The organism is Aurantiacibacter sp. D1-12, assembly GCF_028858515.1.
Classification (GTDB): domain Bacteria; phylum Pseudomonadota; class Alphaproteobacteria; order Sphingomonadales; family Sphingomonadaceae; genus Alteraurantiacibacter.
Genome location: NZ_JAPJZJ010000001.1, coordinates 758,419 through 775,945 on the forward strand (window position 1 = coordinate 758,419; position 17,527 = coordinate 775,945).

Below are 17,527 nucleotides of genomic sequence, written 5' to 3' on the forward strand. Positions count from 1 at the left end.
AATGTCGAACCGACCGCGGTGAAGATGCGCGCGCGCGACGTGTCCGTTTTCTACGGCGACAAGCAGGCAATCAACGGCGTTGATATCGACGTATACCAGGAATTCGTGACCGCCTTCATCGGCCCGTCCGGCTGCGGCAAATCCACTTTCTTACGCGCGCTCAACCGCATGAATGACACGATCCCATCGGCCAAGGTTACGGGGACGATCGAGCTGGACGGTGAGGACATCTATTCCAGCGGAATGGACGTGGTGCAGCTTCGCGCCCGCGTCGGCATGGTGTTCCAGAAGCCTAATCCGTTCCCCAAATCGATCTACGAGAACATCGCTTACGGCCCCAAGATCCACGGCCTGGCCGAAGGCAAAGGCGAGCTTGACGCGATTGTCGAGAAGAGCCTGCGCCGCGCTGGCCTGTGGGACGAGGTGAAGGATCGCCTGCAGGATTCGGGCACCGCGCTTTCGGGCGGCCAGCAGCAGCGCCTGTGCATCGCACGCGCCATAGCGGTCGACCCCGAAGTCATCCTCATGGACGAGCCGTGCTCTGCGCTCGACCCCATCGCTACGGCAAAAATCGAAGAGCTGATCGACGATTTGCGCGGCAACTACGCCATTGTGATCGTGACCCACTCGATGCAACAGGCCGCGCGCGTTTCGCAGCGCACCGCCTTTTTCCACCTTGGCAACCTGGTAGAATACGGTCACACTTCGGACATATTCACCAATCCTACGCAACAACGCACGCAGGACTACATCACGGGCAGGTACGGATAAGATGGACCATACCGTAAAAGCATTCGACGAAGACATTACCCAGCTGCGCGGCCTGATCGCGGAGATGGGTGGCCTGGCAGAGCTGGCGATCAGCGAAGCACTGACCGCACTTGTCACCGGCGATGAAGAACTTGCCCGACAAGTGGTCGAACGCGACAAGAAGCTCGACGAGCTGGAAGCGCAGGTCGATGCCATGGCAGTACGCGTCCTGGCACTGCGCGCACCAATGGCGGACGATCTTCGCGAGATCGTTGCCGCCCTGAAAATCGGCGGGATTGTCGAGCGTATTGGTGACTATGCCAAGAACATCGCCAAGCGCATTGGTCGCATTGAGGGCCGCTCAACGTTTGAGCCTCTGACATTACTGCCGGCAATGGGCGAGATCGCCGCCGAGATGGTGCACGATGTCCTCACCGCTTTCGCCGCCCGCGATCCGATCATGGCGCGCGAAGTGATCGAACGCGATGACAAGGTCGATGCCTTCTACGACAGCATTTTCCGCAATGTGGTGAGCCACATGGTCGAAAACCCGAAGACGATCAGCAGCGCCGCGCAGCTACTCTTCGTGGCCCGCAATATCGAACGCATCGGCGATCACGCAACGAATGTGGCCGAGATGGTCCACTATTCGGCCACCGGCACCTATCCTGGCGACGCAGAGGCCTGAGAGTTGTGCAATCACCGTGCGTGATTGCAATAAAACTGCCAAGAAAGTGTCATATGGACTGGCGTGAGGTACCCGATTGGCGGGTCCCAGTCTGGAGAGACAAATGTCCACTCCCAAGCTGCTCCTGGTAGAAGACGATTCTGCCCTGGCAGAATTGCTCGAATACCGCTTTCAGAGCGAAGGTTATGACGTCCGCGCCACTTCCGATGGCGAGGAAGCCATGATGCTGGCGCTGGAAGACACGCCCGATCTCGTCATTCTCGACTGGATGATAGAAGGCGTTGCCGGGATCGAAGTCTGCCGCCGTTTGCGGCGCGAGAAAAGCACCGCGCACGTGCCGATCATCATGCTGACCGCGCGCGAGGCAGAAGATGACCGTGTTCGCGGGCTGGAGACCGGAGCGGATGACTATGTCACCAAGCCCTTCTCTCCGCGTGAGCTGCTTGCCCGCGTTGCTGCCGTATTGCGCCGCGTACGCCCTGCCTTGGCGGGCGAGACAATCGAAGTTGGAGACCTGAAGCTCGATCCGGTTGCACATCGTTTGGAGCGTCGGGGGCAAGAACTTCAGGTCGGTCCGACCGAGTACCGCCTGATAAAGTTCTTCATGGAGCATCCGCGGCGCGTGTTCTCTCGCGGCCAGTTGCTCGATGCAGTCTGGGGTACAGGCAGCGAGATCGAAGAGCGTACTGTCGATGTTCATATTCGTCGGCTGCGCAAGGCCATTGCGCTAGACAACCAGCCTGATCCGATCCGTACAGTGCGGTCTGCCGGATATGCTCTAGAGCCGGTGTGATACCGCCGGGAACCTTATCGCAGGTGCAGCATTGATAAATGCTACAGTTGTAAATATGGGATTTACAACGAAATTTGTTGCCCATCGGCAACGTTCCACCGCTTTCCTGGCTCATTTCGGGTCAATTTTACGAGTTTCGCCTTCACATTATTCCGCATGTGCGTTACGTCCGCATCCAAGTGAGAACACCCCCAATTAATTGAGGATATTTATGAAGAAGATCATCACCAGCGCAGTCGCCGCCAGCATCATGCTCGGCTCAACTGCATCCGCTGCAGCTCCGGCATTTGATCGTGAAGCTGCCCCGACCATCGCGGCTGAAGGCCTCGACGGCGAAAACGGCATTCTGATCGCTCTGCTCGCAGCAGCTGCCATCATCGCCGGCATCATCCTCATCGAGGAAGGTGAAGACGAAGATCCGCTGCCGACCAGCCCGTAAGGCTTCGCGACAGCATTAAAAGATTGACCCCCGCTTCGGCGGGGGTTTTTCTTTGCCTGAAATCCTGATCGCATGCTGCGCGCAGGAAGCGGACTTTGGCATCATCACCTTTTTGATCCACCCTACTACGGTCTTTGGTCCAGTTCAGGAAAAAGCCGGAACCCGCCCAGCAATCGCGCGTCTTACCTATGCGTACCGGGCCCCTCTGGCGAGCACATGCTCGTGATGTCGGACGTATCAAACAGCGGGGCGTCTCAAGCCTTTGCTGTAAATGATTTTGATTTGGGCTCTGCCCAGAAGGGAAGACAATGAAGAAGACACTGATGATCTCTGTCGCAACTGCCGGCGCTTTCGCACTGGCTGCATGCGGTGAAACCGCCACCAGCCAGACCGAAGGTGAAGCGGCAAACCCCATCACCGCTGAAGAAGTCGCTGCCGCGCAGCAGGCCTGGGGTGACGGCATCGTCGCCATCGGCCAGGTCTTCACCGACGAAGGTGATTACAGCGCTCGCGCGCAAGAGCACATCGACACGCACTATGCCTATGGTGACGGGCAGACGATCCTGTTCAAGCCGACTCTGGCTGCTGAAGATCAGTTCCGCGAAACTACCGAAGAAGCACTCAGCTACTTCGTCGGTACCGAAGGCACCGAAGATGGCGGCTTTGCCATCGCTCCGTACACGGCGGTTCGCTGGGAAAACAACGGCACCGTAATCAGCGAAGATGGCACCATGGCAGTCGCTATGGGCAACTATTTCTTCACCGGCACCGATGGCAATGACACGAAGGTGGAATACTCCTTCGCATATGAGCGCGGCGACGATGGCGAACTCGACATCGTGCTGCATCACAGCTCTTTGCCTTTCAGCGCATCGTAATCACGAAGCTGGAAATTCAGAAAAGGCGCGTCCTGCGGGGCGCGCTTTTTTGTTGGACGAGACTGGCGTGCTTAACTTCATATCAACCATGAATGGTAACCCCGGCTTAACCAGCTGCGCGCGACGCATAGGCGAAACACAACACGGGACCTGTCATGAAGCTGTTCGCGCGCGAAAATCCAAAGCCTGTTCCAGAGCGCCGTTCCAGCCCCCGCACCCGTGTCGATTGCATGGTGACGCTCAACATGCCGAGCGGCAATGTGCCTGGCCGATTCTTCGATATTTCCGAAAGCGGCGCGCGTATCACGGCGGAGAACCCGCCAAGTAAAGGCTGCGCGGTGATCCTCGAATGGCCTTACGGCGAAGCATACGGCTTTATCAGCTGGTCCAAGCCCGGCATGTGCGGCCTACAATTCGAACGTGCGATCCCTGTGAAGATGCTGGAGGAAACGATCGAGAATGCGCCTGCCGGGCCAAGGCTGGTACATTCTGCCGAAGGGAGCGATGCGGTCACTGGCGGCGGATTAAAGAACGGCGCCCCGCCACGGTTGTTTTGCTGAGGCCGCTGCGCTCGAAGCCAATCAGGGAACCGGTACATCCTCGCGCGGGGTGCCATTGACCGTGTACAATCGTTCCGCCGGCAATTTGAACAGGAAGCCTGTGCGGTCGGTACGCAAGTCATAGATTGCACCAAGCAGGCCCGCCATCGGACCACCTTCCAGCCTTGCGCCCTGCGCCTGCATCCCGATGGCCAGACCTTCGCCCATGCTGCCGGTCCAGCGGCCCACACGAACCGACACATCGCCCGGGAAATGCTTGCCTTCTCTTGGCACGACTTGTTCTACCCAGCGCCTGACGATGCCTGTCTGCAGCTCTTCTGCAACCCATTCATGGATCTGGTAAGGGGAGATTTCATCCACGAACCAGCCCATAATCCCGCGCGCAACGGTGGTGTTGCCGCCACCTGGTGTATCGGTCAGGTCGAGCACGATACGTTCGGCATCGCCTGCCTCTGCCATGATGGCATCGAAGGCAGCTATGGTGGCGTTGTTGCCGAGCGAATCGTTGAAGCGGACAATCAGGGTTTCACTATCGTAGTGTGCGGTAACCAGCTCCCTTGGCGAACTCTGCTCGTCGTACATGCTGGGCAGTGTTGTGCTGAACGCCCCCGCTTCACCCTCGAAACCTAGGTCGCGTGCGCGGTCCCTCCGTCCCGCAGACAGAATGCGCGCCGCAAATTCCCGACTCATCGCGTCGGGGGCTGTTTCACCCTGATCGTTCCAGAAGGCCTGTACAGCCTCATCAACGGGAACCTCGCCGATATGCGTCAGACGCAGACCCGGCAAGATTCCAGCGCGTTCCGCGGGCGATCCTTCGCGCACGGCATCGACCACGTATTCGCCATCAGCAAAGGTGATCCACAGGTCGGCATAGCTCGGGACAAGCGCCCAGCTATCCGAAAAAGCGCTGCCGGTAATGGCGTGGTGATCACGCAGGGCGAACAGCATCCGCTCGGTAAAGCGCAGCAGGGCCGCCGCGCTATCGACTGATTCCGCTTCCTCCTGCAGGGCCGGATTCAGCGGTATCTCATCGTCGGGAAATCGATCAAGATAGGCGTAGTTCTCTTCGATCAGCTCGATCACCTGAAGGGCATCGGCTTGATAATCTTCGGCAGTCTCCTGCGCCTGTGCGGACGTAGTGAGGAGGGCGAAAGGGATAAGCAGGTGTGATAACTTCATCGCGGCCTGCTGAGGCAAGATGACCGGAGCGTCAAGGTTTGCCCTTTCCTACAGTTTAGCTTTTCCGCCAGCCTTGGCGCATGGCCTGGAAGTCCAACATTACCAGCACGCTTCTAACCGTATTTGCAGCGTTTTCGCACACCCTGTTCAGTGCCGGATTTTCTTCTCCAGGACACTGTAACAGGTGTTTCAGGTTGCCCCCCATGCAACACGGGTACTCACGCGAACACGCCTTGCAGGAGCCCTTAGAGTGCGACGCCTTAACCGGCAGGCGTAATCAGTTCGGGGAACAAGCCAAACAGCAGCACAAGGCCCACAGCAATCGGGCAGACGAAGGCGACCAGGAAACGCCACAGCATAAACATGCCATCCGAAAGGCCGGTCTGTTCCTGCACAAGGCGGCGATCCGCAAACCAGCCGACGAAGACCGATACAAGGAACGCACCCAGCGGCAGCATGATCTTGCCGGTGAAGCCATCAATGCTGTCGAGAATGTCGTTGTTTTCGAAGATGTCCCAGAAGCCGAGCGGGCGAACATCGGACCACACATTGTACCCGAGAGCACAGAGCACACCGATCAGGAAAGCAACGCCGCCCACCAGGATCGCAGCCACGGGGCGACGGAAGCGGAAACGGTCGATCACCCATGCGGTCGGTCCTTCAAGCAGCGAGATCGAGCTCGTCAGTGCAGCAAAGAAGATCAGCGTGAAGAACACAAAGCCAACCAGCGCGCCCGCAGGCATCTGGTTGAACGCAATCGGCAGCGACTGGAAGATCAGCGCCGGACCGGCAGCCGGATCGAGGCCAACCGAGAACACGATGGGGAAGATCATCAAGCCGGCAAGGATAGCCACTGCTGTATCGGCAAAAGCGATCATGGTGGCTGTTGGAGCCAGGTTCACATCACGCGAAACATAGGCACCATAGGTCAGCAAGCCGCCCGCTGCGAGACTGAGCGAGAACAGCGCCTGTCCAAGCGCTTCGTTAAGCGCGGTTGGCGTCAGCGCACTGAAATCGGGCGTGAACATGAAAGCGACTGCATCACCAAATTCGTCGGTCGCAATCGCCCCATACAGCGTAACCAGCACAAGGAGGACGAAGAACGCGGGCATCAGCCATTTCGCGGCCTTCTCGATACCGTCATGAACCCCGCTAGCCACAATCCAGATCGTCGCCGCCATGAAAATGGCGTGAAGGCCAATCAGCAGCCCGGGACTGGCAAACAGCTCTCCCATACGGCCGGTGATCGCGTCCTGCTCTTCACCGGCAAAGGCACTGGCAAAGGGATCACCGCTAAACAGCGCCCCGAAGAAGTCTCCGCCAGACACGAACACATAATTGATCACCCATCCGGCCACGACCGAATAGAACGAGAGGATCAGGAAACCTGCCGTAATCTGCAGCGCGCCGATGCCTTTCCAAGCCTCCGAACGTTTCGAATGTACGGCAACATTGCGAACAGAACCGATCGCATCTTCACCGCCTGCGCGGCCCAGCAGGATTTCCGAGAGGACCAGTGGCAGTCCCAGCAGGACCACAAAGCCGATATAGACAAGGATGAAGGCACCCCCGCCATTCTCGCCTGCAAGTGTTGGAAAACGCCAGATATTGCCAAGGCCAACGGCCGCGCCAACAGCTGCAAGAATAAAGGCTGTCCGTGAAGACCAGCCGTCCCCCGAGGTAGTCCCCGCTTGGGTAAGTGCCATATGATGTATCCTCTCGACCCGAAGGTTCGCGCCCTTTTGCATGGAAACAGGTCTCGCGTCGAGAGGGCATTCTGCTAAAGGAGGCCCATGTCCACGACCTTTACACTCGATACGTCGACCAGCCGCGCCAACCCGACACCTGCACCGATGAAGCGCCTGACAGTGCCGAAGATCCGTGCGCGCAAGGACAATGGCGTCACCGAAGAGCCAATTGTGATGCTGACCGCCTACACCGCGCGGCAGGCACAGCTACTTGATCCGCATTGCGACCTGCTGCTGGTTGGGGATTCACTGGGGCAGGTGATCTACGGCCTCCCCTCCACCATTCCCGTCACGATGGAGATGATGGCAAACCACGCAGCTGCAGTCGTCCGCGGCAGCTACCACTCGGTAGTAGTAGTAGACATGCCCTTCGGCGCTTACGAGGCATCGCCCGAAGACGCCTTCGATGCGGCAGCCCGGTTGCTGAAGGAAAGCGGTGCGGCTGCAGTCAAGCTGGAAGGCGGAGAGGCGATGGCGGAAACGGTCGCCTTCCTCACACAACGCGGCATCCCGGTGATGGGGCACGTCGGCCTCACACCGCAGGCAGTGAATGTACTCGGCGGCTACATGGCGCGCGGGCGCAGCGATGCGGAAGCGGAGAAAATCGTCAGCGATGCCAAGGCGCTGGACGAAGCTGGCGCGTTTGCCGTCGTTGTCGAAGGCGTGATTGAACCCATTGCCATTGCCGTAACCGAAGCGATCGGGTGCCCGAGTATCGGCATCGGCGCCTCTCCCAAGTGTGACGGTCAGGTCCTTGTGACCGAGGATATGCTTGGTATGTTCGAACGCGTGCCGCGCTTTGTAAAGAAGTACGGCGATATCGCTTCGACCATTGCCGACACCGCTGCGCAATACGCCGCCGAAGTGCGTGATCGCAGCTTCCCCGGACCCGAGCAGCTTTACCAACCCAAGAAATAGCAACCTCACGCGCTACCCACTCTCATTCTCAGGATCACCTGCATGGCAACGCTGCTGCGCTATTACACCTTCTCGTTTGTCTTCACCGCCGCCTGTCTCGGCCTCGGCCTGTGGTATGCGATTGCCAGCACCGACACCTGGGGCGCGGTGCTGCAGATCATGTGGATTATCCTGATCCTCTCGATCCTCGAAGTTTCGCTTAGCTTCGACAATGCGGTGGTGAACGCGACCGTCCTGCGAGAAATGGACCCTGTCTGGCAGCAGCGCTTCCTCGTATGGGGTATTGCGATTGCGGTGTTCGGGACGCGCATTGTCTTCCCGCTCGCCATCGTCGCCATTGCGGCGAACATCGGACCTATCGAGGCTGTGAACCTGTCGCTCAACGATCCCGAACGTTACGAGGAGATCGTCTCGGGCGCGCACATCGGTATCGCAGGGTTCGGCGGCGCATTCCTTGCGATGGTTGGCCTCAAGTTCTTCTTCGATTCAGACAAAGACGTGCACTGGATCCGTGTGCTCGAGCATCGCCTGACCAAGGTTGCCGCCCTGCCAGCCATCGAGATCGGTCTGCTGCTGGTGGTGATCTGGGGCATCTCAACGCAGCTCTCCGATACCGATGCACTGACTTTCATTACGGCAGGCCTGCTGGGTCTCGTCACCTACATCGCGGTGGACGCGCTAGGCGAATGGCTCAACATGCGCGAAGAAGCCAAGAAGGCCAGCGGCGCGGTGGTGCGGTCGGGGCTTGGCGGGTTCCTGTACCTCGAAGTGCTAGACGCGAGCTTTAGTTTCGACGGGGTAATCGGGGCCTTTGCTCTGTCCAACAACATGATCGTCATCGCTCTTGGCCTTTCGATTGGCGCGATGTTCGTGCGGTCGATGACGATCCACCTGGTGCGCAAGGGCACGCTGGCCGAGTATCGCTATCTGGAGCACGGCGCGTTCTGGGCGATCATCGCGCTTGGCACGATCATGCTCACTTCTGCGGTGTTCCACATCCCCGAAGCTATCACTGGATTGATCGGTGTGGTGCTAATCGGCCTGAGCCTGTGGTGGTCCATCCGCCACAACCGCACCGAGAAGGCTGCCGAAGCTACCGCGACGGATTGAAGCGGCTCGCCAGCGGTGCCGAGATCACCAGCTGGAGCAGGTGATAGATCAGCACGGGCAGCAGCACGAGCCCGGCAATCTCGGGAGGAAACAGCACCGCAGCGAGTGGTGCTCCCATGGCGATGCTCTTTTGCGCCCCGGCGAAAAGGAAAGAAATCCGGTCGGCTCTGCACAAGCTAAGCGCTCCGCTGAGCCACCATGCGCCAAAAAACCCAACTGACAGCATTAAGCCAACGAGGCACAGGAAGACGCCCCACTCGCTCAGGGAAATCAAAGCCCACAAGCCCTGCTCGACCGCAGCAGAAAAGGCGACATAAACGGCAATCGCAATCGCAATCCGGTCCATCCAGCTGAACAACCGCTTCTTATCCGCCACCATCGGGCCCAGCCGGCCTTGCAGGAGCTGGCCGAGCAAGAACGGTAACAACAGGATCATGCCAATGCGCTCCAGCGCTCCCAGATCGATGCCTTGCCCGCCGCTGCTCGCAACTATCGCCATGACCGGCGCGGTGATGAAGACGCCCAGAATGTTGAGCACCGCGGCGGCAACAACCGAGTTGGCTACGTTCCCGTCTGCAAGCGAGGTGTACGCCGTAGCCGATTGAACGGTTGAAGGCAGCACTCCGAGGAAGATGAAACCCAGCGCCACGCTTGCCGGCAATTGGTACTCGGCCAGTGCCGAAACCGACCAACCGGCCAGCCCCATTGCTCCGAAGACAAAGACGGTCAGCGGAAGCAGAAAGCGCAGGTTCTTGAGACCCGCAATCACCTGCGCACGTGGCAGACGCAGACCGTTGAGCAGGAACAGCAGGAAGATCGCCGCGTCAGACACACTACGCGCAATCGCTCGGCCCTCGCCCGTCACGGGCAGCACGCTGGCGAGGAGGATTGCTACCAGCAGCAGCCGCACCAGCGGATCGAACAGTGTCAGGATGCGCCCCATCATGGTCGCGCGGTGTGCCGCGTGCCGATCAGGCGTGCAAGTCGTATTGCTTGAGCAGATCGTAGAGCGTCGGGCGACTGATACCGAGCATCTTGGCTGTGCTCGAGATATTGCCCTCGGTTCGCGCCAGTGCGTGGCGGATGACCTTGCGGTCCGATTGCTCGCGCGCGCTCTTCAGATTGAGAACGTCTGCGGCTTCCTCGTCATCTCCCGTCAGGTCGAGATCTTCCGCACCCACCAGCTTGCCGTCAGCCATGATCACCGCGCGTTTCACACGGTTTTCCAGCTCACGCACGTTACCTGGCCAGCCCCATCCATCGATTGCCGCCAGCGCGTCGGGCGCAAAGCCGGTCACAGCGGGGTTCATCTCGTTGGCAAATCGCTTGAGGAAGGCTTTTGCCAGCAGCGCCGCATCACCCGGACGCTCGGCAAGCGCGGGGATCTTCACAACGATTTCGGCAAGACGATAGAACAGGTCTTCACGGAAACGACCGTCCGCCACCATCGCCTCAAGATCCTGATGCGTTGCACAGACGATGCGCGTATCAACGGTAATCGAGCTACGCCCGCCAATCCGCTCGATTGTGCGTTCTTGCAGAAAGCGCAGCAGCTTCACCTGCAAGGGCAGAGGAATATCGCCCACCTCATCAAGGAAGAGCGTGCCGCCATCGGCCATCTCGATCTTGCCTTCGGTAGTCTTTACTGCGCCAGTAAAAGCACCCTTCTCGTGACCGAAAAGTTCGCTTTCGAGTAGGTTTTCAGGGATCGCCGCACAGTTGATGGCAACGAAATTGCCGCTCCTGCGATCGCTCGCATCATGCAGCCCCTTGGCGAGCAGTTCCTTGCCCGTCCCGCTCGCGCCAAGCAGCATGACCGAGACATTGGTGTTCGCCACACGCTCGATTGTGCGCGCCACTTTCACCATTTCGGGGGCCGAGGTGATCATGCCTCCGAGCACCGTATTGCCCTCGCCCGCTTTGGCGGCGAGTGCACGGTTCTCTTCTTCGATCTCGTGCAGTCTGTATGCCCGGCGAACGATCAAGCCCAGCTGTTCGATATCGACGGGCTTCTGGTAGAAATCGTAGGCGCCGTGCTCGATAGCATTGAGCGCACTTTCGCGTGCGCCGTGACCAGAAGCGACGATAACCTTGGTATCGGGCTTCAATGCCATGATCTCGTCGAGCACCTTGAACCCTTCGGTTGTGCCATCGGGATCGGGCGGCAGGCCAAGATCGAGCGTTACAACCGGCGGTTCTTCTGCGCGCAGCGCGGCAATCGCGCTTTGGCGGTCACCAACGATCACCACGTCAAAGTCCTCGTATGCCCATTTGAGCTGTGCCTGCAGGCCCTCATCGTCCTCGACGATCAGCAATTTGGGTTTGTGTTCGGCCATCACGCCACCTCTTTGGAGTTATTCTGCATGTCGCGGATCAGATCGGCTGTTCCGCTGAGCGGAAGGCGGATGACAAAGCGCGTCCCCAGCCCTTCCCTTGATTCGACGTCCAACCGACCACCCATTGCGCGTACGAGCTCGCGTGCCTCGAACGCGCCGATGCCGAAGCCGCCGGGCTTGGAGGACTGGAACGGCTTGAACAGCCGGGTCCGGATGAATTCGGGCGACATCCCGCCGCCGCCATCCACAATCTCGATCACTGCATTGCCCGGCTCGACGAGCAAGTTGAGGAAGACCGGTGAACCATTCTCACTCGCTTCGACCGCATTCTGCACCAGATGGACAAGGGCCTGTTCAAGCGCCTCTTCGTCACCCCGCACAATGCAGGCGGCGTCTTCGACCAGACTGACTTCATGCTGGCTCTTGTACTGCTCGCAGATACGTTTCAGCATTGCTTCAAGCGCGAATTCGCCGTGCTCCTTGCCGCCAAGGCTGCCATAACGGCTCAAGCGTGCAAGCAGCGCCTGTAGCTTGTCGGTCGAGTTGCGTAGTGTCAGGATCATGTCTGCGCGGAATTCCGGCTTGTCCGCGTGCTTTTCTGCATTCTTGGCCAGCAGCGAGAGCTGGCTGGCAAGGTTCTTGATATCGTGCATGACGAAGGCAATGCGGCGGTTGAATTCATCAAACCGCTGCGCTTCACCCAACGCATCCTGACTGGTCTGTTCGGCCAGGTAGCTCGCCAATTGGCGACCCACAATCCGCAGCAGGTCAAAGTCTTCCCAATCGAGCTGACGGGCAATTACCGGACGTGCGAGCACGACAACACCCACCAGCCGCTCGTAATGCAGCAGCGGGACCATTGCCCAGCTTTCAGGGTTGGACAGCAACCACTGCGGGCACGCCGCAGCAGGAATGCCTTCCTGCCGATCACGCCGCAGGTCATCGAGATCGAGGATGAACTGGCTCTGCTCAAAGAACCGGGCACCTTCCGCGCTCAGCGCATCGCCGGGCACATCGAGCTGCTGCCACTGCCAGCGTGCAGCCAGAGCGAGCCCGCCTTCCTCGCGCGGAGTCAGCAGCAAGCCTGACGGGCTGTCGGTAATATCCGCAACAGCCTGCACGGCGCGCTCCAACAGTGGTGCCGCCTGCGCCCCGGCGCGACCGATCGTATCGGTAAAGCGAAGCCATTCAGACCGGTAATCGTAGCGGTGCTGGAACAGGTTTTTCGACATTACGACACGCAGCCAGCCCCGCAGGCGCTTCGACGGCAGCACCGTGAGCGCAACGACACTGGCGAGCAGGACAAAGCCCGTTTGCAACATGCGACCATAGTCGCTGCCGACGTAGGAAAGGCCCTGCGCCACCACGACCATCACCACAAGATAGGCGCCGATCAGCAGCAACGAGAAGGACTGGAAAGCGAAACTGCGCGAAGGTCTGAAACGCAGTTCGTTCTCGTTGCGCACCAGCCCCATGGCCAGAAGCACCACCGCGACGAGCAGGACCACCGACCGCAGATCTGCTAGCAGGTCAGGTGTCCCGCTGCCAAGATAGGCAATCGTGTAATAATTGAGGTCAAACAGGAACAGCGCACCCAGCGCAGCCGCGGGCCATTTCAGTGTTACGCGGGCTTGCTGCGCCGCACCGGCATAAAGATTGTGCAGCAGCACGAGCGTACCGATGCACAGCAACAGCCGGAATGTGATCCCGAACTGCATGATGAGCTGCTGCGCGTCAGGTTGCAATTCATATTGCAGACGCGCGCCGATCAGAGCGAATTGCATCAACTCGACAAAGGCCAGCGCCGCAACCACGGGACGGATGGGGCCAAGGCTTTTGTCACGATCATCATGCCCAAACAGACGATAGAGCATCCACAGCAGCGCGAGGTAGCTCATCACCTGCAAAAGCTCGGTGACCAACATGTCTGCCCCGAAGCCGGCAACAGAGAATGCCCAGGCAGCGCTAAAGCCAAGCGCGGCCGCCGTTGCGGTAATCGCAGGGCCTTGCGCACGCTGATTGGTCGCCAGCCACAGTGCCAGCGCCACTGCAGAGCCGGCCGCCGACAAATAGGCCAGATAGACTACAAGATCCCAGGCAACGCCCATTATCGCGCGCCCTCCGGCCACAACACAACGCGCAGTGTCTGCAACATGATCAGAAGATCGAGGAAGGGCGTGTAATTTTTCGCGTAGTAGAGATCGTATTCCAGCTTGTGCCGCGCATCCTCGATACTCGCACCATAAGGGTAATTGATCTGCGCCCAGCCGGTGATGCCGGGCTTCACCATATGGCGCTCCGCATAATAGGGCAGCTTGTCGTCCAGATCCTCGACAAAGGTTGGAACCTCGGGCCGTGGCCCAACGAAGCTCATATGGCCGCAGAGCACCGTCCATACCTGCGGAAGCTCATCGATCCGAACCTTGCGGATGAAGGCACCAACACGGGTGATGCGCGGGTCATTCTTCTCGGCCCATTTGGACCCATCCTTCTCCGCATCGTTGCACATGGAGCGCAGCTTGATCAGTTCGAAAGTCTGGCCGTAAAGCCCTACCCGCTTCTGGCGGAAGAATGCCGGGCCCTTGCTTTCAAGCTTCACGATGGCGGCAAACAGGAGAATCACCGGGAAGGTCAGCAACAGCAGCAGGCTGCTGGCAAGAATGTCGAACGCACGCTTGGCGACACTCGAAATTGCCCTGCCCGACGAAAATCCGTCCGAGAAGATGAGCCAGCTCGGGTTGAGCGTATCGAGATCGACACGGCCTGTTTCGCGCTCCAGGAAGCTGGAGAACTCGTTCACATGTACGCCGGTCGTTTTTACCCGAACCAGATCCTTGAGCGGAAGCGAATTGCGGCGTTCTTCTAGCGCCAGCACGACCTCGCTTGCGCCGAGATTGGCAACATGCCCGGACAGATCCTTGATCGCCGAGCGATTGATAGCCTCGGGCACAACCGGCAGCGCTTCGGACATGTTGACGTAACCGACAATGGTGAAGCCGCTTTCCGGCCTTTCACTCAGCTTACGGAGGCGATCGGCGCGATGCCCTGCGCCTACCACAAGCAGACGACGCCGGAAGGCTGACGTTCCGAGAATTCCACCTACGATCACGCGATTAAGGACCAACAGCGTGATGGCGAGTATCATCGCAAACAGCAGGATCGAACGCCAGTATGTCTGCCCCGGCAGCACGAAATCAATCAGTGCCAAGGCCAGAATCGCAAGGCTCACTGCTACCAGCAGCCGTGCACATGCGAAGCGCATGGAGCGTAGTGCCTCTGCCCCATAGACGCCGACTGCGATCATTGCGGTCAGCGTGGTCACGGCGAAACCAAGCAGCGCCAACGCGCGATCCGTCAGCAAGCCGGGATCAATGCCGATCTGTGCAGCCCGCAACTTCCATGCAAGATCACCTGCAATCAGCAGCAGCACGAAGTCCAGCAGCCCGAGCAGGAGCACGGCATGCGGGATATAGTGTTTGAAGAGACGAATCATCGCTCCGACCGAAAAACCTGCCCGGAGGAAGTTCCGGACGGGTCTTGCGTTAACCGCGACATGTGAAATGTCGGTAAATTTTACACCAGACTGTAAAATACGGGCAATTCCGGGGCCTCCAACCGCATGCCCAACGCTCCAATTTCATGGCTGAGTAATCCGGAATTAACCCCTTTCCGGCTCGGCCCATTAACGCTTCTGCGCGTATGAACGTCCTATGGCCAAGCTGTCCAAGCCCCCTATCCCGCTGAAGCTCTACAAGCATTTCGCGATGGCTACGCTCGCCCTCACGGCGACGATCGCCATGTTTGCCGATAGCGACCAGCGAGAGGCGCGCGCTGAGCAGGCAGGCATAGAGGAGGAGCCTGTCACCGTCGCAGAAGCTGCGGACAAGGTGGAGGCACAAGCTCCTCGCCTGATTGGTGCCGAAGAAGTGCGCACCAGGGGCTCTTTCGGCGACGAGGGCGGCGGATCCTACGGCGCTCCTACGGTCTCTTCATGGGGAACCGGAGGCAGCGCGGACTATGCACGCGCCGAGCCAGCGGGACGCATTTCGGTCAGGGGCTATGACCAGGCCTGGATCGACGCCATGAGCGAAACCGAATACAGAGCCTTCCTCGAAGCCCTTCCTCCTGAGATGCGCAATGGCGAGTCCGATGCTGACCGTGCTCGCAACTTCCAGCGGGCAACCGAAAGCCGTAGCGGCCATCGCGGCGGCAACGGTGATGCGCCTGCCTGATCGCTACATGTCGTAGGTCGTCACCAACAGGAAACTGAGCGTAGTCACCATGATCAGCACGAGCGGCACCCCGGTCTTCACATAGTCGCCGAACTGGTAGTTCCCTTCCGCCATGATCAGCATGTTGGTCTGGTAGGCGATGGGTGTTGCGTAACACAGGTTGCACCCGAACAGCACAGCCAGGATCAGCGGTTCTTGCGGCAAGCCCAGCTCGGTCGCGATGGCGAAGGCGATGGGCGTGCCCACTGTGGCCGCTGTCGCATTCGAGGCAAAGTTCGTTAGGATCGTAACGAAGATCATGATCGCCATCAGCACACCGGCCGGTGGCAGGTATTGCAACCCAAGCGCGAGTGACTCGCCAAGCCAGCCCGCGGCACCGCTATCAAGTACGAAACGACCAATAGCGATACTCGCCGCCACCAGCACGATCACCTGTGCTGACAGGGCACGGCCCACGCGGTCAAACTTCACGCAACCTGTCAGGAACATCAGGATCGCGCCGCCCAGCGACGCGATGGCAATCGGCACTAGTCCGACAGATGCGAAGCCGACCGAGACACCCATGATGGTTGCAGCAAGCAGAGCCTTTGAACGGCGCGGCACTTCGCGGGCGCCTTCCAGCTGCAACAGGCTGTCGCTCTGGGCGAAATCATTGAGCGTGTGCGCAAGTCCCATCACCAGCAGCACGTCACCTTCGGCGAGGCGCTTTTCCCCGTGCAGCAATTCCGGGTCATCATAGCGGAGCGGGCGATCAGGCGTGTGTATCCCCAGCACACCTACTCCGTAGCGGTCCGCAATGCCGGAGGTTGCCAGCGTACGGCCAATCAGGCGCGAGTCAGCGGTCACCACCATCTCGACCACATTGATGTCCGCACCGTGCTCCTGTGCCTCACGCTGGACACTATCGACCACCCAGCCCGGAGCGATCTGCCCCTGGAGAACGCGCACCGCGTCTTCCAGCGCATCGTGCGTCCCGGCGACCTTCAGCTTCTGACCCGCGGCAAACGGACCATCAGGACGTTCTTCAAAGCGGAAGTCTTCGGGCAGCATGCCCACGACTTCATCGAAGTGCTTGCCGATAAGATTGCTGCCCGGCGGAACGCGCAAGCGCGTCACGAACCAGCGTTCCTCTTCCGCTTTAGTCGGCGTGTTGTCCTTCATCATGCGCGGCATGACAAGCCAGATGTATGGCAGCGCCACGAGCGAGGCGAGCAACACAATCGGGGTAAAGTGGAACACACCCATCGGTTGCATGCCGAGATCGATGGCAATCGCCACCACAAGGATGTTGGTCGAGGTCCCGATGGTCGTTGCCAGACCACCCAACAGAGACGACGCATTGAGCGGCATCAGCGTTTTCGATGCCGGCATCGCGCCCTTGGCGGCCAAAGTCACGAAAATCGGGATCAGCAGCACCAGTACCGGCGTGTTGTTCACACCCATCGACAGTGCAAAAGCGATCAACAGCGAGAGCAGCAGGCCTAATTGCAGGTTGATCTTGAAGATCCGCCCGAGGAAGCGGGCTGCTGGTTCCAGCGCGCCGGTAACCACCAATCCCCTACCCATCACCATGAGCGCGCAGATGGTGATCAACGCGTAATGTCCGAAACCGGAGAAAGCGAGCGCCAGACCGTCGGTCTGCTGCGTATGCGGCATGGGATAGAAGTACAGCCCCACCGCAATAATCGCGATGGCCAAGAGCGACACGATCTCGATCGAGATGCGGTTGCGCACGAACATGTAGAAGACGATGACGGTTAGCGCCATCGCAGCAAAGGCATGGGGAGATGGTGCTTCAATCATTCGCGACAGGGGTTCTCAAAGCTTGGCCTCTTTTGCAAGCGTGTTTCGCAGTGCGGGGCAATGTGAAACACCGACATGGGATCTCAGCAAAAC

Annotated in this window: 16 protein-coding genes; 9 read left to right on the forward strand and 7 right to left on the reverse strand. The window is 59.3% G+C overall.

Annotated features, from left to right (window positions below; translation table 11 throughout):
- The first annotated feature begins 24 nt into the window (after positions 1 to 24).
- From pstB to OOZ52_RS03810, 6 genes are all read left to right on the forward strand, one after another.
- The gene (gene pstB / locus OOZ52_RS03785) at positions 25 to 771 is read left to right on the forward strand and encodes a phosphate ABC transporter ATP-binding protein PstB (protein ID WP_274697230.1); all 747 of its coding nucleotides are present in this window, start codon (positions 25 to 27) and stop codon (positions 769 to 771) included.
- A gap of 1 nt (position 772) precedes the next feature.
- A complete protein-coding gene (gene phoU / locus OOZ52_RS03790; RefSeq protein WP_274697141.1) occupies positions 773 to 1,438 on the forward strand; it encodes a phosphate signaling complex protein PhoU in 666 nt (221 codons plus the stop codon).
- 103 nt (positions 1,439 to 1,541) lie between these two features.
- On the forward strand, positions 1,542 to 2,231 hold the full coding sequence (gene phoB / locus OOZ52_RS03795; protein WP_274697142.1) for a phosphate regulon transcriptional regulator PhoB: 690 nt from the start codon (positions 1,542 to 1,544) through the stop codon (positions 2,229 to 2,231).
- A gap of 211 nt (positions 2,232 to 2,442) precedes the next feature.
- The gene (locus OOZ52_RS03800) at positions 2,443 to 2,670 is read left to right on the forward strand and encodes a hypothetical protein (protein WP_274697143.1); all 228 of its coding nucleotides are present in this window, start codon (positions 2,443 to 2,445) and stop codon (positions 2,668 to 2,670) included.
- Between the two features lie 308 nt (positions 2,671 to 2,978).
- Positions 2,979 to 3,548 (forward strand): phosphoribosyl-AMP cyclohydrolase, encoded by a 570-nt coding sequence (locus tag OOZ52_RS03805; RefSeq protein WP_274697144.1) that lies wholly within the window; start codon positions 2,979 to 2,981, stop codon positions 3,546 to 3,548.
- Positions 3,549 to 3,703: 155 nt separating this feature from the next.
- Entirely contained in the window at positions 3,704 to 4,108 is a 405-nt protein-coding gene (locus OOZ52_RS03810; RefSeq protein WP_274697145.1) for a PilZ domain-containing protein, read from the forward strand.
- A 21-nt stretch (positions 4,109 to 4,129) separates the two neighbouring features.
- On the opposite strand, the gene OOZ52_RS03815 is transcribed toward OOZ52_RS03810, so the two are convergent.
- Positions 4,130 to 5,287: a S41 family peptidase gene (locus OOZ52_RS03815; RefSeq protein WP_274697146.1), complete on the reverse strand. Its 1,158-nt coding sequence runs from the start codon at positions 5,285 to 5,287 to the stop codon at positions 4,130 to 4,132.
- A gap of 260 nt (positions 5,288 to 5,547) precedes the next feature.
- Positions 5,548 to 6,993 carry a sodium-dependent transporter gene (locus OOZ52_RS03820; RefSeq protein ID WP_274697147.1) on the reverse strand — a complete coding sequence of 482 codons (1,446 nt, stop codon included), beginning with the start codon at positions 6,991 to 6,993 and terminating at the stop codon, positions 5,548 to 5,550.
- Positions 6,994 to 7,080: 87 nt separating this feature from the next.
- On the opposite strand from OOZ52_RS03820, the gene panB reads away from it, so the two are divergent.
- Together panB and OOZ52_RS03830 are read left to right on the forward strand one after the other, a co-directional pair.
- Positions 7,081 to 7,953 (forward strand): 3-methyl-2-oxobutanoate hydroxymethyltransferase, encoded by an 873-nt coding sequence (gene panB, locus OOZ52_RS03825; RefSeq protein ID WP_274697148.1) that lies wholly within the window; start codon positions 7,081 to 7,083, stop codon positions 7,951 to 7,953.
- A 42-nt stretch (positions 7,954 to 7,995) separates the two neighbouring features.
- Positions 7,996 to 9,063, forward strand: coding sequence for a DUF475 domain-containing protein (locus OOZ52_RS03830; RefSeq protein ID WP_274697149.1), 1,068 nt, complete (start codon positions 7,996 to 7,998; stop codon positions 9,061 to 9,063).
- Here the strand turns inward: OOZ52_RS03830 and OOZ52_RS03835 are convergent.
- From OOZ52_RS03835 to OOZ52_RS03850, 4 genes are read right to left on the reverse strand one after another with little or no spacing between them, the layout of a single operon-like run.
- A complete protein-coding gene (locus OOZ52_RS03835; RefSeq protein ID WP_274697150.1) occupies positions 9,047 to 10,009 on the reverse strand; it encodes a bile acid:sodium symporter in 963 nt (320 codons plus the stop codon). The two genes, OOZ52_RS03830 and OOZ52_RS03835, sit on opposite strands and share 17 nt — an antisense overlap.
- 25 nt (positions 10,010 to 10,034) lie before the next feature.
- Entirely contained in the window at positions 10,035 to 11,399 is a 1,365-nt protein-coding gene (gene prsR / locus OOZ52_RS03840) for a PEP-CTERM-box response regulator transcription factor (protein WP_274697151.1), read from the reverse strand.
- Positions 11,399 to 13,507 carry an XrtA/PEP-CTERM system histidine kinase PrsK gene (prsK, locus tag OOZ52_RS03845; protein WP_274697152.1) on the reverse strand — a complete coding sequence of 703 codons (2,109 nt, stop codon included), beginning with the start codon at positions 13,505 to 13,507 and terminating at the stop codon, positions 11,399 to 11,401. The genes prsR and prsK overlap by 1 nt, the downstream gene beginning before the upstream one ends.
- Positions 13,507 to 14,892 carry a TIGR03013 family XrtA/PEP-CTERM system glycosyltransferase gene (locus OOZ52_RS03850; protein ID WP_274697153.1) on the reverse strand — a complete coding sequence of 462 codons (1,386 nt, stop codon included), beginning with the start codon at positions 14,890 to 14,892 and terminating at the stop codon, positions 13,507 to 13,509. Before OOZ52_RS03850 ends, prsK begins: the two co-directional genes overlap by 1 nt.
- Positions 14,893 to 15,109: 217 nt before the next feature.
- Between OOZ52_RS03850 and OOZ52_RS03855 the strand changes: the two genes are divergently transcribed.
- Positions 15,110 to 15,631 carry a hypothetical protein gene (locus tag OOZ52_RS03855; protein ID WP_274697154.1) on the forward strand — a complete coding sequence of 174 codons (522 nt, stop codon included), beginning with the start codon at positions 15,110 to 15,112 and terminating at the stop codon, positions 15,629 to 15,631.
- Between the two features lie 3 nt (positions 15,632 to 15,634).
- Here the strand turns inward: OOZ52_RS03855 and OOZ52_RS03860 are convergent, their stop codons facing one another.
- Positions 15,635 to 17,434 (reverse strand): SLC13 family permease, encoded by a 1,800-nt coding sequence (locus OOZ52_RS03860; RefSeq protein WP_274697155.1) that lies wholly within the window; start codon positions 17,432 to 17,434, stop codon positions 15,635 to 15,637.
- Positions 17,435 to 17,527 lie beyond the last annotated feature (93 nt).

Bases quoted from the DNA above. Each gene is read 5' to 3' on its own strand.
- pstB (WP_274697230.1), top strand. From the start codon at position 25: ATGCGCGCGCGCGACGTGTCCGTTTTCTACGGCGACAAGCAGGCAATC.
- phoU (WP_274697141.1), top strand. From the start codon at position 773: ATGGACCATACCGTAAAAGCATTCGACGAAGACATTACCCAGCTGCGC.
- phoB (WP_274697142.1), top strand. From the start codon at position 1,542: ATGTCCACTCCCAAGCTGCTCCTGGTAGAAGACGATTCTGCCCTGGCA.
- OOZ52_RS03800 (WP_274697143.1), top strand. From the start codon at position 2,443: ATGAAGAAGATCATCACCAGCGCAGTCGCCGCCAGCATCATGCTCGGC.
- OOZ52_RS03805 (WP_274697144.1), top strand. From the start codon at position 2,979: ATGAAGAAGACACTGATGATCTCTGTCGCAACTGCCGGCGCTTTCGCA.
- OOZ52_RS03810 (WP_274697145.1), top strand. From the start codon at position 3,704: ATGAAGCTGTTCGCGCGCGAAAATCCAAAGCCTGTTCCAGAGCGCCGT.
- OOZ52_RS03815 (WP_274697146.1), bottom strand. From the start codon at position 5,287: ATGAAGTTATCACACCTGCTTATCCCTTTCGCCCTCCTCACTACGTCC.
- OOZ52_RS03820 (WP_274697147.1), bottom strand. From the start codon at position 6,993: ATGGCACTTACCCAAGCGGGGACTACCTCGGGGGACGGCTGGTCTTCA.
- panB (WP_274697148.1), top strand. From the start codon at position 7,081: ATGTCCACGACCTTTACACTCGATACGTCGACCAGCCGCGCCAACCCG.
- OOZ52_RS03830 (WP_274697149.1), top strand. From the start codon at position 7,996: ATGGCAACGCTGCTGCGCTATTACACCTTCTCGTTTGTCTTCACCGCC.
- OOZ52_RS03835 (WP_274697150.1), bottom strand. From the start codon at position 10,009: ATGATGGGGCGCATCCTGACACTGTTCGATCCGCTGGTGCGGCTGCTG.
- prsR (WP_274697151.1), bottom strand. From the start codon at position 11,399: ATGGCCGAACACAAACCCAAATTGCTGATCGTCGAGGACGATGAGGGC.
- prsK (WP_274697152.1), bottom strand. From the start codon at position 13,507: ATGGGCGTTGCCTGGGATCTTGTAGTCTATCTGGCCTATTTGTCGGCG.
- OOZ52_RS03850 (WP_274697153.1), bottom strand. From the start codon at position 14,892: ATGATTCGTCTCTTCAAACACTATATCCCGCATGCCGTGCTCCTGCTC.
- OOZ52_RS03855 (WP_274697154.1), top strand. From the start codon at position 15,110: ATGGCCAAGCTGTCCAAGCCCCCTATCCCGCTGAAGCTCTACAAGCAT.
- OOZ52_RS03860 (WP_274697155.1), bottom strand. From the start codon at position 17,434: ATGATTGAAGCACCATCTCCCCATGCCTTTGCTGCGATGGCGCTAACC.